The sequence below is a fragment of the Pseudaeromonas pectinilytica genome, from assembly GCF_054780855.1.
In genome coordinates, this window is sequence record NZ_BAAGVN010000026.1 from 1 (window position 1) to 26,322 (window position 26,322).

Consider the following 26,322-nt stretch of genomic DNA (forward strand, 5'->3'; position numbering starts at 1 on the left):
AAAGTGGCAACGCCGGGCCAGAATCGCAAACATTACCTCGCTGGCGCCCTGCATGCCGGAACAGGTAACGTGACCTATGTGGCAAGCGATAGCAAAGACACGGACTTGTTCTTGTCACTGCTCCAAACACTAAAGCGGACTTATCGGCGCGCCAAGAGCATCACGCTGATCCTGGATAACTACATCATCCACAAGAGCAAAAAAGCACAGCGATNAAGCGATAGCAAAGACACGGACTTGTTCTTGTCACTGCTCCAAACACTAAAGCGGACTTATCGGCGTGCCAAGAGCATCACGCTGATCCTGGATAACTACATCATCCACAAGAGCAAAAAAGCACAGCGATGGCTGGCAAAAAATCCGAAGTTCATCGTGCTTTTTCAGCCGGTGTATTCGCCATGGGTGAACCAGATTGAGCGGCCGTGGCATGCCCTCCATGAAACGATCACCCGGAACCACCAATGCCGCACATTGGGTGAGTTATTACGTCGCGTGTTCTACTTCCTGGATCATGCCGCCCCGTTCCCCGGTAATGGACATGGGCTTATGCAACTGGAGCGAAATTAGGATCAGCTATTTAGTTTCTTCTGCAGTGCAGTACGATAAATTTGCATTTTCAAAGTCGCATTTATTGAAACTTGCTGAACCAATTTTACTCACAGCAATTGATGCTTCATTAAAAATACAGTTATTGAAAGACGAAAAGCATAAATCAGAAAAGTTGATATCACTCCCAGCAATAAAGCAATTTGTAAATGATGAGTTTCTCGCTACAATTCGATTTAAGTTAGATCTCGACAAATCGTACCCAGTAAATTCTGGACAGTCATACGTTGATTTATATGTATGCAAATCTGACTCAAAATTAGCATCAGACAAATCAGGTCGAACAGTTGGATTGGCAGCCCTCCATTCATTCCATACTTTAGCTCCTTGTTTAAATATTTTTACATGTTCAGAATTTGCCACCAGTCCTCCTAAAAATAAAAAAACCAATCACATTTCTGTTTTTGTAGAACATCCATGCGCCCTGTCGACTATGCCCTGCTCATTGGAAAATTCATACGACACCATTCTCAGAGAGTATTCAAAAACTTGCTGCCAATGTTTGCGGTATATCAAAAAGCGACGGAACAAAGTGACTTGGGGTGAATAAGATGCCGAGGTTGGCGGGTGGACGATAAGCCGACCGTGGGCGGCAGGGATGCCGCCTTCGAGCTACAGGGATGTATTCACGCGCGTCGGCGTTCGGTCAGACGCCAGAGCCCGGGCAAAACGGGACCAAGCGCGACGGCAACACAGAGCGCCGGGTAGAGAGACAAAAAAACACCCACCGCCTGAACGCGGTGAGTGTCTTAGAGTGAATAGCTTACAGCCGGGTCAGCACCTGCTCGGCAGGCAGCCGGGATTTGGGCAGCGCGGCGTTGAAGTCCTGCTCGCTGCCATAGCCGACGCTGGCGACGACGACGCTCTTGAGGCCAAGCTCGGTCAGGCCGAGGGCGGCGTCCAGCTTCTCGGGGAAGAAGCCTTCGATCGGCGTGGCGTCCAGATCCAGGGTCGCGGCCCCCATCAGCAGGAAACCGAGTGCAATATAGGCCTGACGAGCCATCCACTCCTGCTGCTTCTGGGCTGAGGTGCTGTTGAGACCGACATAGTAGCGGCGCGCCCCATCGGCACCCTTCTTGGCCTCCTCATTGCCGCCGAAGCGACCATCCAGATCTTCCTGCGCCAGTAGAGCCTGCAGGTGGTCGTCATCCAGCTCGGTCTTGGTGGCGATGACTACAGTCAAGGGGGCGCTGCGCACCTTCTCCATATTGTGTTCGGTCAGGGCCGGCACCAGCTTGTCCTTGCCCGCCTCGGAGGTAACGAGGAAGAAGTGCCAAGGCTGGGAGTTCACCGACGAGGGGCTATACCGCAGGATCTCCTGCAGTTGCGCCAGTTGCTCTTCGCTGAGCGGGCGCTGGGCATCATAGGCTTTGCAGGTGTGGCGGCTGCGCACCAGTTCGGCAATATTCATCAAGCATCTCCTTGCAAGGATCGAGAGGGAAATTAGGAAGCGAATCAGCGTCATACTACACCGGATAAGTCCCCGGATAATGACCGATTTTAGCTAAACTCTGCTGCTTATCCGTCAATAATCGACGGTACTCCCATCACCTGTTGCACGATAGAGCCGCCCTGGCAGCCCGGCCCCTAACCCGCCGTTTGCCTCGCTCATACTCTGGTAAACAGCGCCGAGAAGGGCTGCGGCACCAGCATCAAGCCGGCCCGCAGGCCGGGCCGCACCCCGGCATTGGGAAACAACAGATACTCCTCGGCCGCCTCGACCCGATAGCAGGTCTCGCCATCCTCGGCCAACAGGCTACCCTGGGGAAAGGGTGTGAAATTGAGGACCTGGCCATCAAACGCCAGACGGAAATCCGGGCTCAATTTTCGTAACTCCTGGCTGACGCGGAATACCTGGAGTTCATGTTCGGCACGGCGAACATCCGCGGAGAAGTCGCCGCTGACCTGGGCCGCCAGCGCCGCGGCCACACCGGCAAACTCGGCCAGGTCATTGGCGCCAAAGGGACGCGCCTTGCCCAGCTCCAGCGTGCAGCTGGCAGCGGCAAACTGTTCGCTGCTGTAGTGACTGAAGGTGCCTCCGGGCCGGTTGTGCTGGACCAGAGCCGTGATCCCGGCCTGAGGAAACCAGGCCAACAGCTCGGCGGCATAGGGGCGCGGCTGACAGGGCAACAGGGCGAAGCGCGGATGCAGGGAGCCGCGAATGGCGGTGTGCAAATCATAATGCAAGCGCGGCCGTGTCGAGGGATGGGGCCAGAACGCTTGCAAGACCGACTCCAGCTCGCGGGCCCGCACCACCTCGACCGGAGCTGCGCCCGCTGTGGCACCCTGCGGGTAACGGCCACCGAACAGACGATTCAGATCCAGCTGCTGATAGCGACATCCGGCCGCCATGGCAGGCGGGTTGCCCAGGATCAGCAGCAAGCGGACTGCCAGCGTCCGACGACCGGAGAGCAGCTCATCGAGCAGCGTCATCAGCAGCTCCACCGGCGCTGTCTCATCGCCGTGAATGGCCGCCGACAACACCAGATCCCGCAGCGGCGGCTGGTGCGGCTGCAACTCCAGCAGACCATGACCATGCCATTGCCAGCTCAACTGTGCCGTGCGCCCCCGGGTGGCTTCCGGAGTCTTTCCGGCCAATGTCATCTGCAGAAATTGCTTCATCGGGTCTCCCGCCGGGGATGGCTCCCCGTGCACTCAAGTCGGTTAACGTTGAAACGGATAAATAGAGCCCAAGCCCAGCAGCCGGGTCAGTTCATCCAGCGCCTGGCGGTTCTCGATCAGCAGTTGCGGATCGGCCAAATCGGCCTCGGTCAGTTGATCCCGATAGTGACGATCCACCCACTGATTGAGTGTCTGGAACAGGGTATCGTTCATCCGCACACCGGGGGCAATGGCCGCCAGCTCGGCGTCGTTGAGCACGACCCGCAACCGCAGGCAGGCCGGTCCACCGCCATTGCGCATGCTCTCCCGCAGATCGAAGACTTTCACCTCATCAATCGGGCCGCCGCTGGCGATCAGGCCGCTCAGGTAACGCCAGACCCCGGCATGTTGGCGCGACTCTTCCGGCACCACCAGCACCATGCGACCATCCGGCTTGCTCAGCAGCTGGCTGTTGAACAGATAGGTGGCCACCGCATCGGCGACCGAGACCTCTTCGGCCGGCACCGCAATCGACACCAGATCATGCCCCTGCCGCGCCAGCTTGCGGCGGATTTCGTCCAGTCCCTGCGCCTGATGGAGAAAGGCCTGCTGGTGGTGGAACAGCACGTTGCGATTGCTGACCGCAATCACATCGTTATGGAATACCCCCTGATCGATGACCTCCGGATCCTGCTGCAGCAAGACGCAGCGATCCGGATCCAGCTGGTGCAGCCGCATCACCGCCTCGCAGGCTTCCCGGGTCTGGCGGGCCGGATAGCGGCGGGGGGCCAGTTCGCCCTGCTCCGAACGACCATAGACAAATACCTCGACCCCGGCCTCGCCATACTCACCGCAGAGGCGGTTGTGGTTGGCCGCCCCCTCGTCCCCGAACATGGCCACCTGGGGCAGCGGCTCGTGATGCACAAAGGACTCGCCGCGGAAGATGGCCCTGAGCATGGCACCGGTCGTTTGCGCCTCGCTGGCGCGATGGAACTTGTTATTCAAGTTGGCCACCGTGAAATGCACCCGGCCATCGGCAGTATCACTGGAGGGTGAAACGGTCGCGGCATTGGCCGTCCACATCGCCGAAGCCGAACTGACGGCGCAGAGCAGACGTGGCGCTTGCTGCGCAGCGCGGGCCAGCACCTGGGCATCCGTGCCACCGAATCCCAGCTGGCGCAACAGATCGACCTGGGGCCTTTCATGGGGCGGCAACACCGCCTGCACAAATCCCAGATCCGCCAGCTGCTTCATCTTCAGCAGCCCCTGCCGGGCCGCCAGTTTCGGATTCGCCACCGCCTGCTGGTTACGAGTCGAGGCCACATTCCCGAACGAGAGCCCGGCGTAGTGGTGGGTCAGCCCCACCAGACCATCAAAATTGACTTCATAGGCAGACATTAAACGGCTCCTTGGGCGGCTTCAGCCGGAAAGACAACCCCGGCGGGCAGAGTCACTGGCAGCGAGATGGACTCGCTCTCCATGGAGGCCATGGGCCAGGCGCAGTAGTCTGCGGCGTAGTAGGCGCTGGCTCTATGGTTACCCGAAGCCCCGATGCCGCCGAACGGCGCGCTGCTGGCCGCGCCGGTCAGCGGTTTGTTCCAGTTGACGATCCCGGCCCGGGCCTCCAGCAGCAGGCGTTCGTAATCGGCACGCTCCGGCGAGAGAAGCCCGACCGCTAGCCCGAAGCGGGTCTGGTTGGCCAGCGCCAGCGCCTCGTCAAAGCTGTCGTAGCGCACCACGCACAGCAAGGGGCCGAAATACTCCTCATCCGGCCGCTGCAGCACAGAGGTCACCTCGAGAATACCGGGTCGCAGCAAGGCGCCCCGCTCACCGATCCGCGCCAGCGGCAAGAGTGCCCGGGCACCGCGAGCCAGCAACTGCTCCTGGGCCGCCAGCAGAGCATGCATCGCCTGATTCGAGATCACAGGGCCCATGAAGACCGCAGGCGTGGCATCCCAGCGTCCGATCGCCAGTTCAGAAGTCACCGCCACCAGGCGCGCCAGAAAGGCATCACCCGCCGCACCGCGCTTGACCAGCAAGCGGCGGGCACAGGTACAGCGTTGACCTGCGGAGATAAACGCCGACTGGATCGTCAGCAGCACGGCGGCATCCAGATCGGCATAGCCTTCGACGATCAGCGCATTGTTGCCGCCCATCTCCAGCGCCAGTATTTTCTCCGGTTGCCCGGCCAGTTGGCGGTGCAGCTGATAACCGGTTCCCGCGCTGCCGGTGAACAGCAGGCCATCGACGCCAGGATGGGCACTCAGCGCCATGCCGGTCTCCCGCCCACCCTGGACCAGATTCAACACCCCATCCGGCAACCCGGCCGCCACCCATAGCTTCATGGTCTCTTCAGCCGTCCAGGGCGTCAGCTCGCTGGGCTTGAATACCACACAATTACCAGCCAGCAAGGCGGGCACTATATGACCATTGGGCAGATGCCCGGGGAAGTTATAGGGCCCGAACACCGCCAGTACACCATGGGGTCTATGCCGCAACACAGCCGCGCCATCCGCCATCGCCATGCTGCGCTCACCGGTCCGCTCCTGATAGGCCTGCAGCGAGATCGCCACCTTGTTGATCATGGTTTGCACCTCGGTCAGTGCCTCCCAGGTCGGCTTGCCGGTCTCCCGGGAGATGACCTGGGCCAGCGCACTCTGATGCTCGCCCAGCAATTCGGCAAAGCGGGCCAGCACCGCCTGCCGCTCGGCCAGCGGACGGCGCGCCCAGGCCGGGAACGCGGTGCGGGCCGCGTCGACGGCCAGCCCGACATCACTGGCACTGGCCGAGTTGGATTGCCACAGCAGGCTCTCGTCCAGCGGATCGAACTTGCTAAACCGCGGGCCCAGCCCATGGTGCCAGGAGCCATTAATCAACACGGAAGGATGCAACATGCCTATTTCTCCTCGGCAAACAGGGGGACGAAGCGGACTGTATCCGCTGCTGTGACGTGCAGGGCGGCGGCGGTCTCGGCTGACAACACAACAGCATCATCACTCAGCGAGATGTGGGCCAGCAGGGCGCGGAATTGGGTGAAGCGATCATTGGAGAGCAGATAGAGGGGCCCTTCGGTCGATGGCGTGCCGAGGCGCACCGGCAGTACCCGACTGTCGCGTACGGCACGGATCTCGCTGACATAGGACTCCAGAGTCGGACCGCCGTCGAAGATATCCACATACCCTTCGTAGCGCAGCCCTTCGCTCTCCAGAATGGCGCGGGCCGGTGCGGTCTGCGGATGCACCTGACCAATCACGGCCCGGGTCTCGGGGGTGAGAAAATCCACATACAGCGGATGCTTGGGCATCAACTCGGCGATAAAGGATTTCTGGCCAATGCCGGTCAGGTAATCAGCCTCGGAGAAGTCGATGGCAAAGAACTGGCGTCCCAGCCCCTCCCAGAAGGGGGAGCAGCCGTCACTATCGGAGTAACCGCGCATCTCGGCTATCACCTTGTCGGCAAAACGCTCGCGAAACGCGGCCATAAACAGGAAACGCGCCTTGGAGAGCAGTTGGCCGTTCTTGCTGTGCCGGAACTCCGGATCCAGAAACAGGGTGCAGAGTTCGCTGTAGCCGGTATGGTCATTGCTCAGAAACAGGGTCGGCATCTGGCTGTAGACGCTCAACTCCCTGGAGGCATGAACCAGAGTCCCGACCCGGTAGTTGTACCAGGGCTCGGCCAGCCCGACCGCCGCTTCCAGACCACTGATCCCCACCACCTGCTGCTGTTCGCTCTCCTCGAGCACAAACAGGTAGCCCTGCTCGGCCAGGGGGGCTGTCTCATCCCAGCTGGCGAGCATTCGCTCGATCCGCGCCAGCAGGCGCTCTTCATTGAGGGGGAGCGAGGTCACACCGACCCCGGTCTTAGCCGCCAGTCGGGTGATCGCGGCCAGATCATCGCGCCGCACCGGACGAATGAGCATCATGATAACTATCCTTGTGCATTGAATTTAAAACGAAAAATGGACAAACATGGGCACAGCCGAGCGCAATGGTTGCTACTGCTCCGGCAGGGGTAACCAGCGCACGTCGTCCCCCACCCGGACTCCCAGATCCCGCGCCAGATCCGGACTCAACACCAGGGGGTTTTGCTGCGGATCGGCCAGTGGCGCCACCAGGGCCCGTACGTTCTCCAGCTGATCGTTCATCAGCAGATACCGGGTGTGACCGGCCTCTATGGGCTGGCACAGCGGCTCGACCGCAACCAGGGGGCTGACACGGCTGTGCTGCCAGCTCTGCAGCAGCCCGCGGCGCGCCGTGAGGACAGGGCCGGCATCGAAAATCTCGATGTAGTCATCCGCCTCGAAACCTTGTTCGACCAGCAGTTCAAATTGCAGGCTGGCATCCGGATGCACCTGTCCCATGACTGCCTGGGCCTCTTCGGCCAGCAGGGAGACATAGAGGGGATGATGGGGCATCAACTCGGCAATAAAGGTCCTGTTGCGAGTCCCGTGGTAGTACTCGACCTGGTTGTACTCGATGCCGAAAAACTTCCGCCCCACCTGCTCCCAGAAGGGCGAGCGCCCCTGACCATCCGCCACCCCGGGCATGACAGCCGCCAGATCCGGAGCAAACCGCTGCGGATGCTGGGCGATAAACAGCAGACGCCCCAGCGACAGCAGTTGCGGCCAGTGACCTTGCCGCCACTCGGGATCCAGATAGAAGGAGCAGAGCTGGCTGTGATCGCTCAGGTCATGGGCCAGCGTCAGGGCATGCAGGCGGTTGTGCACCTGTAACGCCCGGGAGGAGTGGATCAGGATATCGTTGCGGTAGGCGTAAAACGGCTCCCGATACCCCGCCTGGGCAATGATGGCCGCCGTCCCCAGCAAGCGGCCGCTGGCACGCTCTTCCAGCACGAAGAAGTAGCTCTCTTCACCCGGCACCTGCACATCGGCGCGCAACGAGGCCAGGGAGTGGCTGATCTTCTGCCGCAGATGGTCACGACTGACCGGCAGAGTGCAGACCATGGGGCCGCTGGCCAAGGCAAGCTGCTCTATCTGGGGCAGATCGGCCAGCTGGGCGGGTCGCAGCAGCACCATGGCGGTTATCCCTGTACCAGACGGGCAACCGCCAGCGCGAAACGCTCGAGTCCGGCCTCCACATCGGCCTGAGGAATAATCAGTGATGGCGCAAAGCGCACCACATCCGGCCCGGCAATCAGCGCCAGCAGACCGACCTCGGCGGCGTAATTGGTCAGCGTCTTGGCCTTTCCGGCATAGGCGGGAGCCAGGGCACAACCGATGAGCAGGCCACGGCCGCGGATCTCGCTGAAGAGGGAGTACTGGGCGTTGATCTGAGCCAGCCCTTGCAGGAACCACTCATGCCGCTCGCGAACTCCCGCCAGCACGTCAGGGGTATTGATGATCGACAGGCAGGTGTCAGCCACAGCGCTGGCGAGTGGGTTACCGCCATAGGTGGTGCCGTGGCTACCGACGGACAGCGCCGTCGCATGGCGGTTGGTGGCCAGCAGAGCGCCGATGGGGAAACCGCCGCCCAGCGCCTTGGCGCTGGTCAGCAGATCCGGCGTCACGCCATATTCCATATAGGCGTAGAGGGCACCGGTCCGCCCCACCCCGGTCTGCACCTCGTCGAATATCAGCAGCGCATCCTGGGCATCACAGAGTTCGCGCAAGCCGCGCAGGAAAGCGAGATCCGCCGGCACCACGCCCCCCTCGCCCTGGATCGGTTCGACGATCACAGCACAGGTACGGGGACCAATCACGGCACGGGCCGCTTCCAGATCGTTATAGGGGACATGGAAGATCCCGGCCGGCAAGGGGGCAAAATCCTGGGCATATTTGGGCTGGCCACCGGCGCTGACGGTGAACAGAGTGCGGCCATGAAAGGCGTTGCTGAAGGCGACAATCTCGCATTTCCCGGCTCCGGCCTTGTCATGGGCGTATTTGCGCGCCAGTTTCAGCGCCGCCTCGTTGGCTTCAGCGCCCGAGTTGCAGAAGAAGACCTTGTCGGCGAAGGTGGCCTCGACCAGTTGCCGGGCCAGACGCAGCACGGGTTCGTTGGTATAACCATTGCCCAGATGCCACAGTTGCCCAGCCTGCTGTTGCAGGGTTCGACAGAGCTCAGGGTGGGCATGGCCCAGCGCATTGACCGCGATACCACCGGCAAAATCGATATAATCCCGTCCGGCCTGATCCCAGACCCGGGAGCCTTCACCGCGCACCGGAATAAAAGGTGCGGGAGCAAACATCGGAATAAAATAATCATCAAACGCTTGACGGGAAACAGCTTCACGGCTGGACATGGCGACCTCGATATAAGGCGAATTGGAGTAGAGTCATTCTATATCCAGCGGCAAAACTGGAATTACATAAACGCGACCTATAGTTATATTTTCACCCTAATTCATTAGCCTGGCATGGGGCTTTTAATTTGCGATTACGTTCATCTCGGGGCGTTAAATTGAAAAATGATTTATAGGCACTGGAAAAATGCGGGCCACTGGAAAATCCGCAACCCAGACCGATCTGGATAATGGATTTATTACTACTCAGCAGTAATTGCTGAGCCCGTTTTAAACGCAATTCCAGATAATAACGCGCCGGCATGTTGCCCAGATCCCGCTTGAATAACCGCTCCAGATGACGCCGGGATAGATTCACCCGTCGGGCAATATCCTCGGTGGCCAGCGGCTCCTCGGTATGCTCTGCCATCAACTGCAGCGCCTGCTGCAATCGGGGTTGCAGCTCGCCGCCCTGCTGCAGAACCGGCTGACGTTGCGGTTCGTCAGCCTGCCGGATCCGCGCTAGACAGAGCCACTCGGCAATCTGGGCCGCAAGCTCTTCATCATCCTGTTTTTCAATAAGATGCAGCATGAAATCCAGAATAGAGGCCTGACCGGCACAACTGGCGCGCGTGCTTTCCAGATCCAGGATCCGGTCACTGAGCGCCAGCTCCGGAAACTGTTCTGCACTGGCCGGCACCCCCTGCCAGTGCAGGATCAATCCCTGGTCCTGCACCAGACCCGACGCCGCCAGCCAATAGCCGCCGAGCTGGACACCGATCAGCCGGGTGCTGGAGTGGGCCGCCAGACGCTGCAGGAATTTCCGGCTGCGCAGCGTTATTTTCTCATTCGGAAGTTGCTCACTGACAATAAATAAAAAATCCAACTCGGGCGTATCATCAATGGAATAATCAATCGCCACCGAGATACGGCCAGAAATAGTGAAGCAGGGCATCACATCTGCAATATAAAAGATCTTGTATCGCTCATAGCCTAATAATAAATTCGCCTGTTCCAGGGGTGAATGTATAGCGCCCAGCGACAGCATGGAGCAGGAACTTGCAATATAGATCCCGACATGAATCGTCGCTTCGGGATCTGTGATATACGGCATTATGAACACTCGACCAATAATGGAGCCCTGATTATTTCAAGGCCCCGGATAAAAATTGCTGCAGACGTTCACTCTTGGGGTTGGTAAATAATTCATCCGGATGTCCCTCCTCCTCAATCACCCCCTGATGCAGGAAGATGACATGGTTGGAGACATGGCGGGCAAAGCCCATTTCATGGGTCACCACCACCATGGTTTTTCCCTCATCGGCCAACTGCTGCATGATGCGCAGCACTTCGCCCACCAACTCGGGATCCAGCGCCGAGGTCGGTTCGTCGAACAGTAACACCTCCGGCTCCATGGCCAGGGCCCGGGCAATGGAAACCCGTTGCTGCTGCCCGCCGGAGAGATGAGCCGGATACTTGGCCCGGGCCCGTTCATCGATCCCCACCTTCTCCAGATAGCGGATCGCTCTATCGTGGGCCTCTTCCCGGCTCACCCCCAGCACATGCAGGGGAGCCGCCATGACGTTATCCAGCACCGTCATGTGGTTCCACAGGTTGAAATGCTGGAACACCATGGTCAGCTTGGTGCGCAACAGCTGCAGCTGCTGAGGGTCAAATACCTTCAGCTGATCATCCAGATCCCGCACCATGCGGATCTCTTTGCCATTGATGTAGATGGAGCCCTCGCTCGGCTTCTCCAGAAAGTTCAGACAGCGCAAGAAGGTGCTCTTGCCCGAGCCGGAGGAGCCGATGATGCTGATCACATCCCCCGCCTTGGCGCGCAAGGAAATTCCCTTGATCACCTTGTGGTTGCCGTACTGTTTGTGCAGCTCTTTCACCGCCAGCTTGTAATCCTGCATGTTCTGCATCGCTTCTAGTTTCCGTGACATCAGTGGTGAGTAATGGGTTTGAGATGGACCAGCCAGCGTTGTTCTGCCAGCCGGAACAGCGCCACCAGCCCGAAGGAGATCAGCAGGTAAATCAGCGCCGCCAGGCCGAAGGAGTAAAACGGCTGATAGGTAGCGGCATTAGCATCCCGGGCCACTTTCAGGATATCCGGCACCGTAGCGGTAAACGCCAGCGAGGTGGCATGCAACATCAGGATCACCTCGTTGCTATAGGCCGGCAGCGCCCGGCGCAACGCCGCAGGCAGGATAATGTGCCGGTAGAGACGCCAGCCGCTGAAGCCATAAGCCCGGGCCGCCTCCACTTCGCCATGGGCCAGATCGCGAATGGCGCCGGCGAAAATCTCCAGGCTGTACGCGCAGGTGTTCAGGGTCAGAGCCAGCAGGGTGCACAGATAGCCGCTGCGGAAAAACCAGTTCAGAAAATCCACCTCCCGCACCCAGCTCAGGGAGTAGACCCCGGAGTAGAACACCAGCAATTGCACATAGAGCGGCGTACCGCGAAACAGATAGGAAAAGCACCACACAGGTAGCCAGCATGCCTTGCGCCGGGAGACCCGGGCGACGGCCAGCGGCAGGGCCAGACAAAAACCGGCCACCACAGAAATGACCAGCAGCCACAGGGTCACGGCCACCCCGCTGAAGTGGTAACCATCACTCCAGAGGAAGGCCTTGCCGTACTCTTGCATCAATTCGATCATAACTGCGCCTCCCGCACACCGGCGCCATAACGGCGGGCGAGCCAGTAAAACACCAGGTTGGAGAGGGTGGTAAACAGCAGGTAGATGGCGGCGGCCACCAGGGTAAACAGGAAAAAGTGAAAGGTGCCCTTACCGGCGTTCTGGGTCGCCTTGACCACATCGGCGAGGCCGATAATCGAGACCAGGGCCGTTGCCTTGAGGGTCACCAGCCAGTTATTGGCTATGCCCGGCAGGGCAAAGCGCATCATTTGCGGAAAAGTGATGATATGGAAAATCTGCCAGGCGCTGAATCCATAAGCCAGCCCAGCTTCAGCCTGCCCCTTGGGGATGGCCATAAAGGCACCGCGGAAGGTCTCGGCAAAATAGGCGCCGTAGATAAAACCTATGGTCAGGACACCCGCGACAAAGGGATCTATATCCAGCTGGCTCACGCCCAGCCACTCGGTGAGCTGGTTCACGGCGATCTGCAGACCAAAGAAGATCAACAGCATCAGCACCAGGTCGGGGATCCCCCGCACCAGCGTGGTATAGACTTGGGCCAACGCCACTAGGCTGCGCCGTCCGGACATCTTGGCGCTCGCACCCAGCAGCCCCAGCAGCACCGAGACCATCACCGCCAACAAGGCCAGCTGCAGGGTCACCAGGGCGCCTTGCCACACCACCTTTTCATATCCATATAGCATAACGACTTCCCTTTGCGCCGGATCCCGGGCGGGCCAGAGGCCCGCCCGTTACTCTCATTTACCGTAGATATCGAAGTCGAAGTACTTGCTGGCAATCTTTTGGTAACTGCCGTCCTTGAGCATGGCGGCCAGCGCAGCATTCAGCTTGGCTTTCAGCTCGTCCTGACCCTTGTTCAGACCAATCCCGGCTCCGACGCCGAAGTACTTGGCATCCGCGACTTCCGGGCCGCTGAAGGCAAATTCAGCGCCCTGGGGCTGCTTGAGGAAACCTTCATTGGCGGCAACCGCATCCTGGAAGGCGGCATCCAGACGACCGGAAGCCAGATCGGCATACACCAGATCCTGGCTCTGGTAGACCACTACCTCGACGCCCTTCGGCTGCCATAACGCCTTGGCATAGGTTTCTGCGGTCGTGCCCTGGAACACACCGACACGCTTGCCTTGCAAGGCTGCCGCTTCCGGCGCCAGAGTTGCGCCCTTGGCCGCAATCAGACGGGCCGGGGTTCCGTACAGCTTGTCGGTAAAGTCGATCTCTTTTTGCCGTTGCTCGGTAATGGACATGGAGGAGAGGATGGCATCGATCTTCTTGGCCTTGAGGGCGGGGATCAGACCGTCGAAGTCACTCTCGACCCAGCGGCACTTGGCCTGGATCCGTTGACACAGCTCAGTGCCCAGATCGATATCAAAACCAGCCAGTGCACCATCGGGGGTCTTCATCTCGAAGGGGGCATAACCGGGCTCGACCCCGAGGCGAAGTTCCAGAGGTTCGGCAGCCAACAGAGTTCCGCTCACGGCAGCCGACAGCAGGCAAAGAGTCTTTAACAGAGTACGCATGTTTATTTTCCCTGACTTGATTGAATAAAGGATCCACATCAGGGAATAGAGCAGGATGTATGCCATGGCATACATGGGCTTTTTATCCGGACTGGGCAATAAATATCCTTTGAATAACTATTGGATACAGGGTGAATATAAACTCATTAATCCGCTGAATATTCCTCAGCCCATTCAGATTCGGCCCGCAAGATATTTAAATCGGCCCACCAGGCTATTCCCTGAAATGCGGCAGAGCGCCCAACCCATGGCCAAGAGAGAACCCCATAACAGTGCAAACCGCGCATCAGACCACCAGCGGCTCTTGCTGCAAAAACAATCATAAGCCGCATAATAAATCGCATTAAGCCGCAAATGATGCACTCTTTATCGGAACAAGGCGGGATCTACCCTAGATTTTAAAATGCGTCATTGCGCTTATGCAGCCCGATACCGTCGCCCTATTCACTGGGGTTCGCCCTATTCACTGAGGTTCGCCCTCAGCCCCAGGATATTGCATGGACGGAACTATAGCGGTGAAGTTGAATGGTGCTAATCAGGATTCAATAGGGATATATTTAAAAATAAACCGGATTTGCGACCGGAAAATATAGATCAGCGACAGAGTGAATATATATTCCGGCATGCACTTCAGTTGCGACTGATTTTCTGCCGAAATAATCGGATCCAGGATGGTTATTTCTCACCCACAGCACAAAGCGGCGGGTGCAGCACGGGCGCCACAAAGCTATCCCCAACCTGCAACGCGAACTCCTGCACAATCTGGCTGGCCAGCGCCACTATCTCCTGACAGAACTCCAGGCCGGAGCCCAGACGCCAGGAAGCCACCAGCGACAGGCTGGAGAGTCCATGGTGGGAGCCATCGCCGACCTGCAACAAGGTGAGTTTGCCCTGCTGCAGCTGTTCGCGGACCAGGACTGGCGGGATAGCCCCGACCCCGAAGCCATCCTCGATCAGTCGCCCCATGGCCGCAAAGGAGTTCACACAGTTCACTCGCGGCGCCACTATGCCATTGAGATGCAGCAGGCTGAGAATATCCTGATGGGGACGCGAGTGGGCACCGAAGGTGATGAGCCGCTCCTGGGCCAACTCGGCGAGCGAGCCATAATCGCGGTTCAGTGGTGATGCGCTGGCCACAATCCAGCCGATGGGATAGCGCGCCAGCTCCAGGTTCTCCACCGCATCCAACCGCAACAGATCGGTCTGGAAGACGATATCCAGATATCCTTTTTGCAACTGGTGGCTGAGACTGCGGGCACTGTCCGAGGTCAACTCCAGCTCCAGATGGGGGAAACGGGCGGAGATAGCGGCCACCAGCGCCGTCAGCCAGGTGTAGACCACAGAATCTATGACGCCGATGCGGATCTTGCCCTTGCCCTGGCGCGCCGCACCAACCGCTTGCTGGAGTGCGTGACTCTGACTGACCAGGCGTTCGGCATGCTCCCGGACCAGCTCGCCATCCGGGGTCAACGTCACCCCCTTGCTGTCGCGCACAAACAACCGAACCCCCAACTCCTCTTCCAGTACCGCAATCCGGTGCGATACCGTCGCCTGGGTCAGAAACAGCCGCTCGGCGGCCAGGCGAAAACTCTTCAATCTGGCAACCCAAAGAAAGGTCTCCAGCACTCGAACCTGCATATCGATCTCCAAACAACCCGAGCGCCTGTCACGGCAGATGGCGCCTCATCAGGATGAATACATGGGGGTTGGCCCGGTCAGGGCGACCGCGCCGTGCATCTGCAGCAACCTGCAGGTTACGGGCCAACTATTGAGATGGCGGCCACCTGAACCCGCGCATGTCCCGCGGCAGCGAATAAGCGCAACCACAGGGGGTGAACGAAATCTTCTATCACAGGCCATGCAAATTACTCGTTAGACAGGTCTGCATTCGAGCTCAATAATCGCCACATCAACGGGAGAGTGGGCCAGATACCCGTTGGATCCGCTAAAAAATGAGCCCAGCCAAGATTATTTCTGTAGCCAGTGCCGAGTCCACTATGAACCCTCAACAGCCTTCCCCGGCTGTCCATTCCCGCTTGGGATGGACTCCGGTTGCCTTCTCCTGCCTGCTGATCGCCGTCGGTCAATCCGGAGTCGGATTGATACTGCCCGCATTACCCGTGATGGGCGAATCCCTCGCCGTCTCCGGTCAGGAGGTCCAGTGGTTGCTGTCGGCCTTCCTGTTGGGCTTTGGTCCCAGCCAACTGCTCTATGGTCCGCTCTCCGACCGCTATGGCCGCCGTCCCGTGCTGCTCTCCGGGCTCTTGCTGGCGCTGGCCGGAGTGCTGATCTGCCTCATCGGCCATGACTCCTTAGGGGCCATTCTGACCGGACGCCTGCTGCAGGGGATCGGGGCCGGTGGTGCCTCGGTCATAGCCAGGGTCAGTCTGCGGGATCAGTTCGAAGGAGCGCGTCTGCGTCAGGTGATGTCTCATTTCGGCACCATGATGGCGCTGTTTCCGACCCTGGCCCCTCTGGCCGGAGGCCTGCTGACCGAACGCTGTGGCTGGCTAAGCCTGTTTATTGCCATGGCTGGATATCTGGTGCTGCTGGTCTTGTTGGTTGGCTGGCGCTTTGCCGAGACCCATACCGCCGTGGCGCAGGGCCCGAGCCCCCGGGACATACTGCGCCAGTACCGGCAGTTGTTGGCCAACAGCCATTTTTGCTGCTACTCGGGGATTGTCTGGATCCAGTATGGGCTGGGGATCCTCAGCCTCTCGCTCATCCCTTTCATCATGCAGCGGCAACTGGGGGTCGATAGCGAAACCTACGGCTACTGGACCCTGTTACCCGCCGCCGCCCTGATGCTGGGTGGTGCGCTGGCCAATCGCCTGCGCCAGCACCTGAGCCAGGAGCAGGTGCTTTGGCAAGCGGCCCTGCTGCAAGGACTGGCTGGTGTCGCCATGTGCGCCCTACCCGCCACCCCCTGGAGTGTCATGGCAAGCCAAGCCCTGTTTACCTTTGCCACCGGCATGGCGTTTCCCAATGCGCTTTCCTGTCTGCTCGAGCCCTTCCGGCGCAAGGCCGGGACCGCCACCGCACTGGCCGGTGCCGGCCAGATGCTGACCGCCTCCTTAGGCAGCGCCCTGTTGCTTCATGCCGGGGTCAATACCTTGCCCGAGCTCGGCTGCATCCTGTTCATCGGCGCGCTCTTGCTGGCCTTGCTGGTGCAACTCGGGCATCACGCGATCCCGGCCTCCGATGAATGGATCCGGCGCCAACAGGCCTAGACCCGGCGGCACACCACAATAAAAAACCCGGCGCAAATGGCCGGGTTGGATGTAACCGATCGAATCAGGGTTAGCCGGTGATGCCGCTGTGGCGCAGCAGGGCATCGATGGTCGGCTCCCGGCCACGGAAGGCGCGGAACAATGCCATCGGGGAGCGGGAGCCCCCCATCTCCAGCACCTGATGCAGGAAGTCCGCGCCGGTCTTGGCGTTGAAGATCCCCTCCTCCTCGAAGCGCGAGAAGGCATCTGCCGACAGCACTTCCGCCCACTTGTAGCTGTAGTAACCGGCCGCATAACCACCGGCAAAAATGTGCGAGAAGCTGTGCTGGAAGCGGTTGAAGGCAGGCGCCGGGAACACCGACAGCTTGCGCACATCATTCAGCACCGCCTGGACTCGAGCGCCTTGTGCCGGGTCAAACTCGTGATGCAGACGGAAGTCGAACAGCGAGAACTCCAGCTGACGCAGCATTTGCATCGCCGACTGGAAGTTCTTGGCCGCCAGCAGCTGATCCAGCTCGGCCTGGGGCAGAGGTTCACCGGTTTGATAATGACCGGAGAGGAAGGCCAGCGCCTCGGGTTCCCAGCACCAGTTTTCCATAAACTGGCTCGGCAACTCGACCGCATCCCAAGGCACACCGTGGATCCCCGCCACCCCGGCCACATCGATCTGGGTCAGCATATGGTGGATGCCGTGACCAAACTCGTGGAACAGGGTCACCACTTCGTCGTGGGTAAACAGCGCCGGTTGGTCACCGACCGGGCCATTGAAGTTGCAGGTCAGATAAGCCACCGGCCGCTGCAGAGAGCCATCCTGACGGAAGCGACGGCCGAGGCAATCATCCATCCAGGCTCCGCCGCGCTTGTGCGGACGGGCATACAAGTCCAGATAGAAGCTACCGCGCAGTTCGCCATCGCGGTCGTAGATATCGTAGAAATTCACATCCGGGTGCCAGGTCTCCACCGCCAAACGCGGCTGGATGCGCAAACCGAACAGGCGGCGTACCGTCTCGAACAGCCCGGAGATGACCCGCGGAGCCGGGAAGTAGGGACGCAACACCTCATCGGAGATGGCGTAGCGATGTTGTTTCAGCTTCTCGGCATAGAAGGAGAGATCCCAGGCCGCCAACTCGGTGACGCCAAACTGCTCGGCAGCAAACTGCCGCAATTCGGCCAGCTCCCGTTGTGCCTGGGGCCGGGAACGTTCGGCCAGGTCATTCAGGAAGCCCAGCACCTGCTGCGGACGCTCGGCCATCTTGGTCGCCAGCGAGTAATCGGCATAGGTGGCAAAACCCAGCAGCTGCGCCAGTTCATGGCGCAACGCCACGATCTCGTCCATCAAGGGCGAGTTATCCCATTTGCCGGCATTCGGACCCTGGTCGGAAGCGCGGGTGGCAAAGGCGGTATACAGCTCCTCACGCAGTGCCCGGTTCTCGCTGTACATCATCACCGGCAGATAGGAGGGGATGTCCAGAGTAAACAGCCAGCCTTCCAGCTCGCGACTGGTCGCGGCCTGTTTGGCGGCAGCGCGGGCGGATTCCGGCAGTCCGGCCAGCTCGGCTTCGTCCAGCACCTGACGCTGCCAGCCCAGGGTGGCATCCATCACCTGATTACTGAAATTGGAGGCCAGCTCGGAGAGCCGGGCCACAATTTGGCCATAGCGCTGCTGCTGCTCTTTGGGCAGACCAATGCCGGAGAGGCGGAAGTCGCGCAGGGTATTTTCGATCTGCTTGCGCTGAGGCTCGCTCAGACGCGGATATTCATCACTGGCCGCCAATTGCTGAAAGGCCTGATAAAGCCCTTCGTGTTGACCGACGAAGGTCTGGTATTCGGAAAGCAACGGCAGACAGCCATCGTGGGCCTCGCGCAACTCGGCGGAGTTGAGCACAGAATTCAGGTGCGACACCGGTGACCAGATGCGTCCCAGGCGATCGTCCACCTCTTCGAGGGGGGCGACCAGGCTATCCCAGGTCTGGGGTTCTGATCGTTTGAGCACTTCGGCGATACGCGCCTTGCAATCGGCAATCGCCTGTTCGATGGCCGGTTTGACATGCTCGGGCTTGATCTGGCTGAACGAAGGCAGCCCTTCCATGGACAACAGGGGATTCGACATAGTGCTACAACTCCTTAGCCCGCAAGAGATACGCCTCACGGATAAAACCTTATGGATCACTAAGATGTAGGCAGTGTCACCAATTATCAAGCATCCCTTGACTTGTTACTGGCCCAAGCGGTTATAAACTCTGTATATCGCTTGGTCAGCATTCATTCGAAGACAGGAACGCCATGTCCAGTTCACTCTCGAAAGCCCTCAAGGCCTCGGCCCGCCACAGCCTCTCCTTCCGGCTGCTCTCCTACATCCTGGCCTGTAGTACCCTGCTCGCAGTCCTCATCACCACACTGCAGCTGTTCTGGGACTACCGTCAGGATCGCGGCATGGTCGAGAGCAGTCTCAACCAGATCGAAGCCTCGTTTCTGCAACCCATAGCCTCCAGCCTATGGAATCTGGATGAAGAGCAGATCCAGGTACAACTCGAAGGCATCATGAACCTGCCGGCCATGCAGTTTGTCGAGGTCAAGGAGGCGATGGGCGACAGCCAGGTCCGCTTGCAGTCCCTGGGTAAGGAGTTACCCAGTTACGATATTTCCCGGGAATTTGATCTGGTCTATCAGGGCGAGAAGGTCGGCAAGCTGTTTGTCGCCTCCTCGCTGGAGATGATCTATCACCGCCTGCTGGAAAAGTCGGTGATCATCATGATCTCCCAGACCTTCAAGACGCTGATTGTCTCGTTCTGTATCTTGCTGATTTTCTACTACAAGGTCATTCGCCATCTCAACCGTATCGCCAGCTATACCGAAACCTTCTCCCTCGGCCATCTGGAAACGCCGCTGGAGCTGGAAAATCGCCCTCGGAGCCCGAAGAAACTCGATGAACTGGATTTGCTGGTCAACAGTATCAACCGCATGCGCATCTCCCTGGCCGATGAATTTGCCTCCCGACAATTGATGACCGAAAAGCTGCAGCAGGAGCGCGACTTCTCCACCACCCTCATCAACTCCTCTAACCTGGTGATCTGCTGTCTGGATACCCAGTTGCGCATCGTCACCGTCAACCCGGCAGCGGTGCTGCTCACCGGCTATGTGCAGCAGGAGATGCTGGGTCTGCCGTGGCCGGAGCGTTTCGTTTCGGTCGATGAGCGCGAGCTGCTGACCAAAGAGCTGGAGCAGGTTGGCGTACTGGAGAACCGCGAGGTCACCACCCTGGATCAGCAAGGCGAAGAGTTGATCCTGCAGTGGAGTTTTGTCCCCTTTTATGAGGGGCCGGATCTGAAATACCGCATCGCCTTCGGGTACGACATCACCCCGCTCAAACGGGTCGAGCGGGAGATTATTCGCCTCAACGAAGAGCTGGAGGCCAAGGTCGATAAACGCACCCGCAGCCTCAAGGAGAGCAATGAACAGCTGGCCAAGGCCTATGACAACCTGAAGGTGGCCCAACAAACCCTGGTCGAATCGGAAAAGATGGCCTCCCTCGGTTCCCTGGTGGCCGGGGTCGCCCACGAGATCAACACTCCGGTCGGGATCAGTGTCACCGCCGCCTCCTTCCTTCAGGAGCGGATCAAGGACTTCCAGAGCAAAATCGACGACAAGCAGCTCTCCCGTAGTTACCTGACCGAGCTGATCCACACGCTGGATGAGTCCACCATGCTGCTGCAAAACAACTTGCGCCGCGCCTCGGAGCTGATCTCCAGCTTCAAACAGGTCGCAGTGGATCAATCCTCCCAGGCGCACTACCAGTTTAATGTCGCTGATAACCTGCATCAGGTGGTGATGTCGCTGGGCCACAAACTGAAAAAGAGCCAGGCCGAAGTCGACATTCACTGCGATCCCAAGTTGACGGTGAACTCTTATCCCGGCTCCTTTGCCCAGATCTACTCCAATCTGATCCTCAACTCTATCCACCATGGCTTCGAGGATTGGGACAAACCGAAGAAGATTGAAATCCATATCGAACAGCTCGACCACGAGTTGCTGATTGACTATCGCGATAATGGCCGCGGCATAGACCCCAAGATACTACCCCGCATCTTCGACCCCTTCGTCACCTCCAAACGGGGTCAGGGCGGCAGCGGTCTGGGCACGCACATTGTTTACAATCTGGTGGTGCAATTGATGAAAGGGCGCATCAGTTGTGACAGCGAGGTGGGTGAAGGCGCACGCTTCCAGATCCGTCTACCACTGGATAAGAACGACCAGGAGATTGCCGCCTGAGCCACGAATCACCAAGGTCCACCGGCACAGGCTGAGGATTGCTGCAAGATCCTGTGCCGGGTTTTGACGGTCTGGATTATCATGTCATGCCCGCATCCGGGGATGACCCTGCCAGACGAGAGAATGCCATGCCATTGATTCGACGCTATTTCACCACCGGACTGATCGTGCTCTTGAGTCTGGTGGCCCTCCAGGCCATCTATGTGCTGATCACCGGCGAGCTGGGTTGGGGCGAAGTCAAAGCACTGCTTACCGCACTGATCGGCTTTGCAGCCGGTCTCAATGCCATCACCTGCCTGACCTGCCGTCACGAAGTGCCCAAACCCTGGCTGGCCTGGTGCGGCATCGGGCTAGGCATTCTCAGCGCCTGTCTGTTACTCGCCCTGTTGTGGCTGGATATCCACAGTCCCCACTACTGGCAAGTGACGGGGGTCACCCTAGTCTGGACCCTGGTCTACACCCACTGCCTGTTGCCCTCGCTCATCAAACTCGAGGGCTGGAAACAGCGGGTGCTAGTCCCGCTGACCCGGGCCAGCAGCTTGCTGCTCGGTGGCTTGCTCAGTTATGCCATCGTCGGTGGTGTTTATGCCGGTTGGCTGGTGCGCACCTCGTCCGTGCTCTGTATTCTGGTCGGCTTTTTCACTCTGCTATTGGTGATCCTGCATCGTCGTAACAAGAGCCTGACACCACAATTGATCCTCACCCAGAGCGAGGATGGCCTCTTCATGGATGCCAGCGGCCGCTACTATCGCGTCACGCCGGTGGAATAAACCATGCCCAATCAGCGCAAAGCCTGGCTGTATGCACTGGCCACAGTGCTGCTGTGGTCAACGGTCGCCAGCGCCTTCAAACTCTCCTTGCAGTTCTTCACCCCCAGCCAGTTGTTACTGGTCGCCAGCGTCACCTCTGTGCTGCTATTGGGTGGGCTGCTGGCCGGTCAGCGCAAGCTCGGCTTGGCGCTGACCACCCTGCGTCGCCGACCGTTGTTTTTCATCAGCCTCGGGCTACTGAATCCGGCGCTCTACTACCTGCTGCTGTTTGAAGCCTATCGACTATTGCCCGCTCAGCAGGCCCAGGCCATCAATTATACCTGGGCTATCGCCCTCTCCTTGCTGGCGGTGCCCTTTCTCAAACAACGGCTGAATCGCTTCGATGGGGTGGCCATTGCCCTGGCTTATCTCGGCGCCTTGATCATCGCCACCCGCGGAGCACCGTTCAGCCTGAACTTCGACTCGGGCTACGGCGTGCTGTTGGCCCTGGCTTCGACCCTGATTTGGGCCAGCTACTGGATCCTGAATACGCGCAATACCACGGAGCCCCTGCTCAGTCTGTTTCTGACCTTCAGTTGCAGCCTGCCATTTACCCTACTGGCCTGTGGCGTGCTGGCGGACTTCGAGTTGCGAGCCTGGCAAGGCTGGCTCGGCGCCATCTATGTCGGTCTGTTCGAGATGGGCATCGCATTTTTGCTCTGGTTGCTGGCTCTGCGTCACGCCCGACAAGCCGCCCACATCAGCAATCTGATCTTTCTGTCGCCGTTTATATCGTTGTTGCTGCTGCGCTGGCTGGTGCATGAACCCATAGCCCCTGCGACTCCGCTCGGCTTGTTACTGATTGTGGCAGCACTGCTGGTACAGCAATGGCCCGGCTGGCGAAAGAAAGAATCGAGTGACACCCATTGATTCCACCACAGAAAAAGTTGTGGCAAAAATGGTGTTTTTTTGCACATCTCGACGCTTGCACAGGCAGACGGCCCGGGGTTTTATGATATTCTCGCCCACCTGCTACTAATGGCAGTGCAGACTTCAAGCAATGATCAGGTTTTTACCATGACGACTCATGAACTCATCGCCTCGCGCCTCGCGGCCCTGCGTGCTTATATGGCATCCCACGCGCTGGATGCGCTGATCATCCCTCACGATGATGAACATCTGGGCGAGTATTTGCCTGCCGAGGCCGAACGCCTGGCTTGGGCGACCGGTTTCACCGGATCTGCGGGGCTGGCGATTCTATTTGCCGACAGCGCCACCTTGTTTGTCGATGGCCGCTACACGGTCCAGGCCCGTCAGCAGGCGCCGGCCGAGCTGTTCCATTACCAACATCTGGTGGATCAACCCCATCTGGAGTGGCTGCAAGGACAACTGGATCGTCGGCAAAAAGTCGGTTTCGACCCCCGGTTGCATAGCCTGACCTGGTACCAAAAGGCGAGCGCCATTCTGGCCCAGAAAGAGATTTCACTGGTCTGTCTGGAACAAAACCCCATCGATCAGCTGTGGCAAGATCGTCCTGCGCCGAGCAAGGCCGAGATGATGATCTATTCCGAGCAGTTCAGCGGCCAAGGCAGCCTCGCCAAGCGCGAAGCGATCGCCAGCAAGCTGCGGCAGCAAGGTCTGGACGCCGCTTTACTCTCTCAGTCGGAATCTATCAACTGGCTGTTGAATATTCGCGGTCGGGATATCCCCTGCTTCCCGGTGGTGCTCTGTTTTGCCGTCATTTATAGCAATGTCAGCGTCGATTTCTTTATCGACACCGACAAGCTCGATTGCAACGCCTTCAGCCAGCATGTCGGCAATGATGTTTCTGTCTACCCGCTGGAAAAACTGGGTGCCGTACTCAAGCGCATGGGGGAAGATCGTCTCAAGGTGCAGGCCGATGCCGACACCACCAATGCCTGGACCCAGCTCACCCTGCAAGAACACGGCGCCACTCTGGTTCAGGGTCAAGACCCCTGCATGCTGCCCAAAGCCTGCAAGAATGCCACTGAACTGGCGGGTATGCGTCTGGCCCACCAGAAAGATGCCGTGGCCATGTGCCGGTTTCTGGCGTGGCTGGATCGGCAAACGGATAAAGGACTGGAAGCCGATGAAGGCACACTGTCGGATCAACTGACTCGTTTCCGCGAAGAGCAGGAAAACTACATCGAGCCCAGCTTCGATAGTATTTCAGCTCTCGGTCCCAACGCCGCCATGTGCCATTACCACCACACCAACGGCACTCCGCGTGCCTTTGGTCAGGATGGTATGTACCTGATTGATTCCGGCGGCCAGTATCTGGAAGGCACCACCGATATCACCCGCACCGTCAAGGTCGGCGAGGTCACGGACGAGATGCGGCAACAATTTACCCGCGTCCTGCAGGGTCACATCGCCATCGATCGGGTACGTTTTCCGAAAGGCACCGCCGGCATCCAGCTGGACGTTCTGGCGCGGATGCCGCTGTGGCAAGCCGGTTACAACTACGACCACGGTACCGGTCACGGCGTGGGCCACTTCCTCAGCGTCCATGAAGGGCCACAACGGATCGCCAGCAAGGGCTCGCTAGTGCCGCTAGAACCGGGCATGGTGATCTCCAACGAGCCCGGCTACTACCGGGAAGGGGCGTTCGGCATCCGCTGTGAGAACCTGTTGGTGGTGGAGACCAGCGATGAGCCGAGCGAAATCCCCATGTATCGTTTCAGCCGTCTGACCCTGGTGCCATTTGATGTGCGCCTGCTGGACAAGAGCCTGCTCAGCGACAGTGAAATCACCTGGATCAACAGCTACCACGCCGAAGTACGGGATGCGGTAAAGTCCCACCTCAGCGACCACGAGATGGGCTGGCTGCTGCAGGCGACTGCGGCGATTTAAGCCGCAATTGAGTGACCAGAGCCGCGGAAACGCGGCTTTTTTCTGGTCATGATAACGAGCGGTCGCGGTATCCCGGCGGCAAAAGCTGGCGCTACCCCGGCAAATTGGTAGAATCCGCAGCTCAATCGTCAGCACAATGGGCGCCAGATGGCGCAATCAGAGATCAGGTATTGGTATGTTCACTCCGGCACATTATCGAAAACAACTCGAGAAATTGCCCCAGCTTGCCTTACAAGCCGATAGCTTGCGCATTCTCCATTCCGCCAGCGAGTTCAAGCAACGCATTCTGGCGCTGATCGCCTCGGCACAACGACGCATCTATCTGGTCGCCCTCTATCTGCAAGACGATGAGGCCGGCCGGGAGATCCTTAGTGCCTTGTATGCGGCCAAAGCTGCGCGCCCTGAGCTGGATATCAAGGTGTTTGTCGATTTCCACAGAGCTCAGCGCGGTCTGATTGGTAAAGGCAAACAAGCCGGCAACCACCTGCTCTATCAAGCGCTGGCCGCTGAACATCCCGATGCCATCGAGTTTTATGGCGTACCGGTCAAACGTCGGGAATGGCTGGGCGTGTTGCATCTTAAGGGCTTCCTGTTTGACGATACCCTGCTCTACTCCGGGGCCAGCCTCAATAACATCTATCTGCATCAGCAGGACCGCTATCGCTACGATCGTTACCATGAAGTGGCCGATGCTCACCTGGCCAGCAGTTGGGCTCACTTCATCATCCAGACCTTCGGCTTGGATGCGGCGGTTCAGCGATTGGATCGCGCTCCCGTTCCGACCATCAAGGCCATTCGCGGCGAGATGCGCCGCTTCCGCATCAAGCTGCAGGGCGCCAAATATGAATTCGCAGCCGCAGCCATTGGCCCCCGTCAAGTCGGACTGACACCACTGGTCGGTCTGGGTAAACGGAATAATCGACTGAACAAGGCGATCCACAACCTGCTGCGCAGTGCCGTCAGCGAGGTCTTCATCTGCACGCCGTACTTCAATCCCCCCAAGCTCATCGCCAAGGATCTGGCCCAGTTACTGCGCCGTGGCGTGCGGCTGACGTTGGTGATCGGTGACAAGACCGCCAATGACTTCTATATCCCGCCCGGAGAGCCCTTCAATACGGTGGGTGGCTTACCCTATCTGTATGAAGTGAACCTGCGTCGCTTTGCCGAGCGCTACCAGCGCTACATCGACAGTGGACAACTGAACCTGATGTTGTGGCAACACGAGCAGAATTCCTACCATCTCAAGGGGATCTTCGTCGACGAACAGTTGACCCTGATTACCGGCAGCAACCTGAATCCCCGCGCCTGGTCGCTAGATTTAGAAAACGGCCTGCTGGTACAGGATCCGCAGCGACTGCTGGCCGAACCGTTTGCCCAGGAGCGCCAGCAGATCCTGCAGCACGCCCATCGCTTACAACACTTCAGCCAGCTGGAGCAGATCAAGGATTACCCGGAAGAGGTACGTCGCCTGCTGGTTCGCCTGCAACGGTTCAAGGCCCATCTGCTGCTGAAACAACTCATCTAGCGCTAGCGCTCCGGTCACGGGGTGGTGCAGACCGCCCCTGTCGGCCGCG

Annotated in this window: 23 protein-coding genes; 8 read left to right on the forward strand and 15 right to left on the reverse strand. The window is 59.0% G+C overall.

Going from position 1 to position 26,322, the window contains the following annotated elements; genetic code table 11:
• Positions 1-567 (forward strand): transposase (locus tag ACYVG7_RS02045; RefSeq protein WP_460881581.1); only part of this gene is annotated, 567 nt, incomplete at its 5' end.
• A 6-nt stretch (positions 568-573) separates the two neighbouring features.
• Here the strand turns inward: ACYVG7_RS02045 and ACYVG7_RS02050 are convergent.
• The 13 genes from ACYVG7_RS02050 to ACYVG7_RS02110 all read right to left on the reverse strand — a co-directional run bounded on the left by ACYVG7_RS02050 (position 574) and on the right by ACYVG7_RS02110 (position 13,626).
• The gene (locus tag ACYVG7_RS02050; protein ID WP_460881582.1) at positions 574-969 is read right to left on the reverse strand and encodes a pentapeptide repeat-containing protein; all 396 of its coding nucleotides are present in this window, start codon (positions 967-969) and stop codon (positions 574-576) included.
• Between the two features lie 400 nt (positions 970-1,369).
• On the reverse strand, positions 1,370-2,017 hold the full coding sequence (gene nfsB, locus ACYVG7_RS02055) for an oxygen-insensitive NAD(P)H nitroreductase (protein ID WP_460881583.1): 648 nt from the start codon (positions 2,015-2,017) through the stop codon (positions 1,370-1,372).
• 197 nt (positions 2,018-2,214) lie between these two features.
• Positions 2,215-3,228, reverse strand: a complete 1,014-nt coding sequence (gene astE, locus ACYVG7_RS02060) for a succinylglutamate desuccinylase (RefSeq protein WP_460881584.1) — start codon at positions 3,226-3,228, stop codon at positions 2,215-2,217.
• A 42-nt stretch (positions 3,229-3,270) separates the two neighbouring features.
• Positions 3,271-4,605 (reverse strand): N-succinylarginine dihydrolase, encoded by a 1,335-nt coding sequence (astB, locus tag ACYVG7_RS02065; protein WP_460881585.1) that lies wholly within the window; start codon positions 4,603-4,605, stop codon positions 3,271-3,273.
• The gene (astD, locus tag ACYVG7_RS02070; RefSeq protein ID WP_460881586.1) at positions 4,605-6,101 is read right to left on the reverse strand and encodes a succinylglutamate-semialdehyde dehydrogenase; all 1,497 of its coding nucleotides are present in this window, start codon (positions 6,099-6,101) and stop codon (positions 4,605-4,607) included. Before astD ends, astB begins: the two co-directional genes overlap by 1 nt.
• Positions 6,102-6,103: 2 nt before the next feature.
• A complete protein-coding gene (astA, locus tag ACYVG7_RS02075; RefSeq protein ID WP_460881587.1) occupies positions 6,104-7,129 on the reverse strand; it encodes an arginine N-succinyltransferase in 1,026 nt (341 codons plus the stop codon).
• 72 nt (positions 7,130-7,201) lie between these two features.
• Entirely contained in the window at positions 7,202-8,242 is a 1,041-nt protein-coding gene (locus ACYVG7_RS02080) for an arginine N-succinyltransferase (protein ID WP_460881588.1), read from the reverse strand.
• 5 nt (positions 8,243-8,247) lie between these two features.
• Positions 8,248-9,465: a bifunctional succinylornithine transaminase/acetylornithine transaminase gene (locus tag ACYVG7_RS02085; RefSeq protein WP_460881589.1), complete on the reverse strand. Its 1,218-nt coding sequence runs from the start codon at positions 9,463-9,465 to the stop codon at positions 8,248-8,250.
• 91 nt (positions 9,466-9,556) lie between these two features.
• The gene (locus ACYVG7_RS02090) at positions 9,557-10,558 is read right to left on the reverse strand and encodes a GlxA family transcriptional regulator (RefSeq protein WP_460881590.1); all 1,002 of its coding nucleotides are present in this window, start codon (positions 10,556-10,558) and stop codon (positions 9,557-9,559) included.
• A 31-nt stretch (positions 10,559-10,589) separates the two neighbouring features.
• On the reverse strand, positions 10,590-11,372 hold the full coding sequence (gene hisP / locus ACYVG7_RS02095; RefSeq protein WP_460881591.1) for a histidine ABC transporter ATP-binding protein HisP: 783 nt from the start codon (positions 11,370-11,372) through the stop codon (positions 10,590-10,592).
• A 20-nt stretch (positions 11,373-11,392) separates the two neighbouring features.
• Positions 11,393-12,109: an ABC transporter permease gene (locus tag ACYVG7_RS02100; RefSeq protein WP_460881592.1), complete on the reverse strand. Its 717-nt coding sequence runs from the start codon at positions 12,107-12,109 to the stop codon at positions 11,393-11,395.
• Entirely contained in the window at positions 12,106-12,792 is a 687-nt protein-coding gene (locus ACYVG7_RS02105; protein ID WP_460881593.1) for an ABC transporter permease, read from the reverse strand. The genes ACYVG7_RS02100 and ACYVG7_RS02105 overlap by 4 nt, the downstream gene beginning before the upstream one ends.
• A 54-nt stretch (positions 12,793-12,846) precedes the next feature.
• Positions 12,847-13,626, reverse strand: a complete 780-nt coding sequence (locus ACYVG7_RS02110; protein WP_460881594.1) for a lysine/arginine/ornithine ABC transporter substrate-binding protein — start codon at positions 13,624-13,626, stop codon at positions 12,847-12,849.
• Positions 13,627-13,690: 64 nt separating this feature from the next.
• On the opposite strand from ACYVG7_RS02110, the gene ACYVG7_RS02115 reads away from it, so the two are divergent.
• Complete coding sequence (locus tag ACYVG7_RS02115; RefSeq protein WP_460881595.1) at positions 13,691-13,951, forward strand: hypothetical protein; 261 nt, start codon at positions 13,691-13,693, stop codon at positions 13,949-13,951.
• Between the two features lie 350 nt (positions 13,952-14,301).
• On the opposite strand, the gene ACYVG7_RS02120 is transcribed toward ACYVG7_RS02115, so the two are convergent.
• A complete protein-coding gene (locus ACYVG7_RS02120) occupies positions 14,302-15,264 on the reverse strand; it encodes a LysR family transcriptional regulator (protein ID WP_460881596.1) in 963 nt (320 codons plus the stop codon).
• Between the two features lie 359 nt (positions 15,265-15,623).
• Between ACYVG7_RS02120 and ACYVG7_RS02125 the strand changes: the two genes are divergently transcribed.
• The gene (locus ACYVG7_RS02125) at positions 15,624-16,856 is read left to right on the forward strand and encodes an MFS transporter (protein ID WP_460881597.1); all 1,233 of its coding nucleotides are present in this window, start codon (positions 15,624-15,626) and stop codon (positions 16,854-16,856) included.
• Positions 16,857-16,926: 70 nt separating this feature from the next.
• Here ACYVG7_RS02125 and prlC read toward each other — a convergent pair whose 3' ends face one another.
• Positions 16,927-18,966 carry an oligopeptidase A gene (gene prlC, locus ACYVG7_RS02130; RefSeq protein WP_460881598.1) on the reverse strand — a complete coding sequence of 680 codons (2,040 nt, stop codon included), beginning with the start codon at positions 18,964-18,966 and terminating at the stop codon, positions 16,927-16,929.
• Positions 18,967-19,139: 173 nt separating this feature from the next.
• On the opposite strand from prlC, the gene ACYVG7_RS02135 reads away from it, so the two are divergent.
• From ACYVG7_RS02135 to pssA, 5 genes are all read left to right on the forward strand, one after another.
• Positions 19,140-21,125: an ATP-binding protein gene (locus tag ACYVG7_RS02135; RefSeq protein WP_460881599.1), complete on the forward strand. Its 1,986-nt coding sequence runs from the start codon at positions 19,140-19,142 to the stop codon at positions 21,123-21,125.
• A 128-nt stretch (positions 21,126-21,253) separates the two neighbouring features.
• Complete coding sequence (locus ACYVG7_RS02140) at positions 21,254-21,895, forward strand: hypothetical protein (protein ID WP_460881600.1); 642 nt, start codon at positions 21,254-21,256, stop codon at positions 21,893-21,895.
• A gap of 3 nt (positions 21,896-21,898) precedes the next feature.
• Complete coding sequence (locus ACYVG7_RS02145; RefSeq protein WP_460881601.1) at positions 21,899-22,804, forward strand: DMT family transporter; 906 nt, start codon at positions 21,899-21,901, stop codon at positions 22,802-22,804.
• A 147-nt stretch (positions 22,805-22,951) separates the two neighbouring features.
• On the forward strand, positions 22,952-24,748 hold the full coding sequence (locus ACYVG7_RS02150) for an aminopeptidase P family protein (protein ID WP_460881602.1): 1,797 nt from the start codon (positions 22,952-22,954) through the stop codon (positions 24,746-24,748).
• A gap of 175 nt (positions 24,749-24,923) precedes the next feature.
• Positions 24,924-26,273, forward strand: a complete 1,350-nt coding sequence (gene pssA, locus ACYVG7_RS02155) for a CDP-diacylglycerol--serine O-phosphatidyltransferase (protein WP_460881603.1) — start codon at positions 24,924-24,926, stop codon at positions 26,271-26,273.
• Positions 26,274-26,322: the final 49 nt, after the last annotated feature.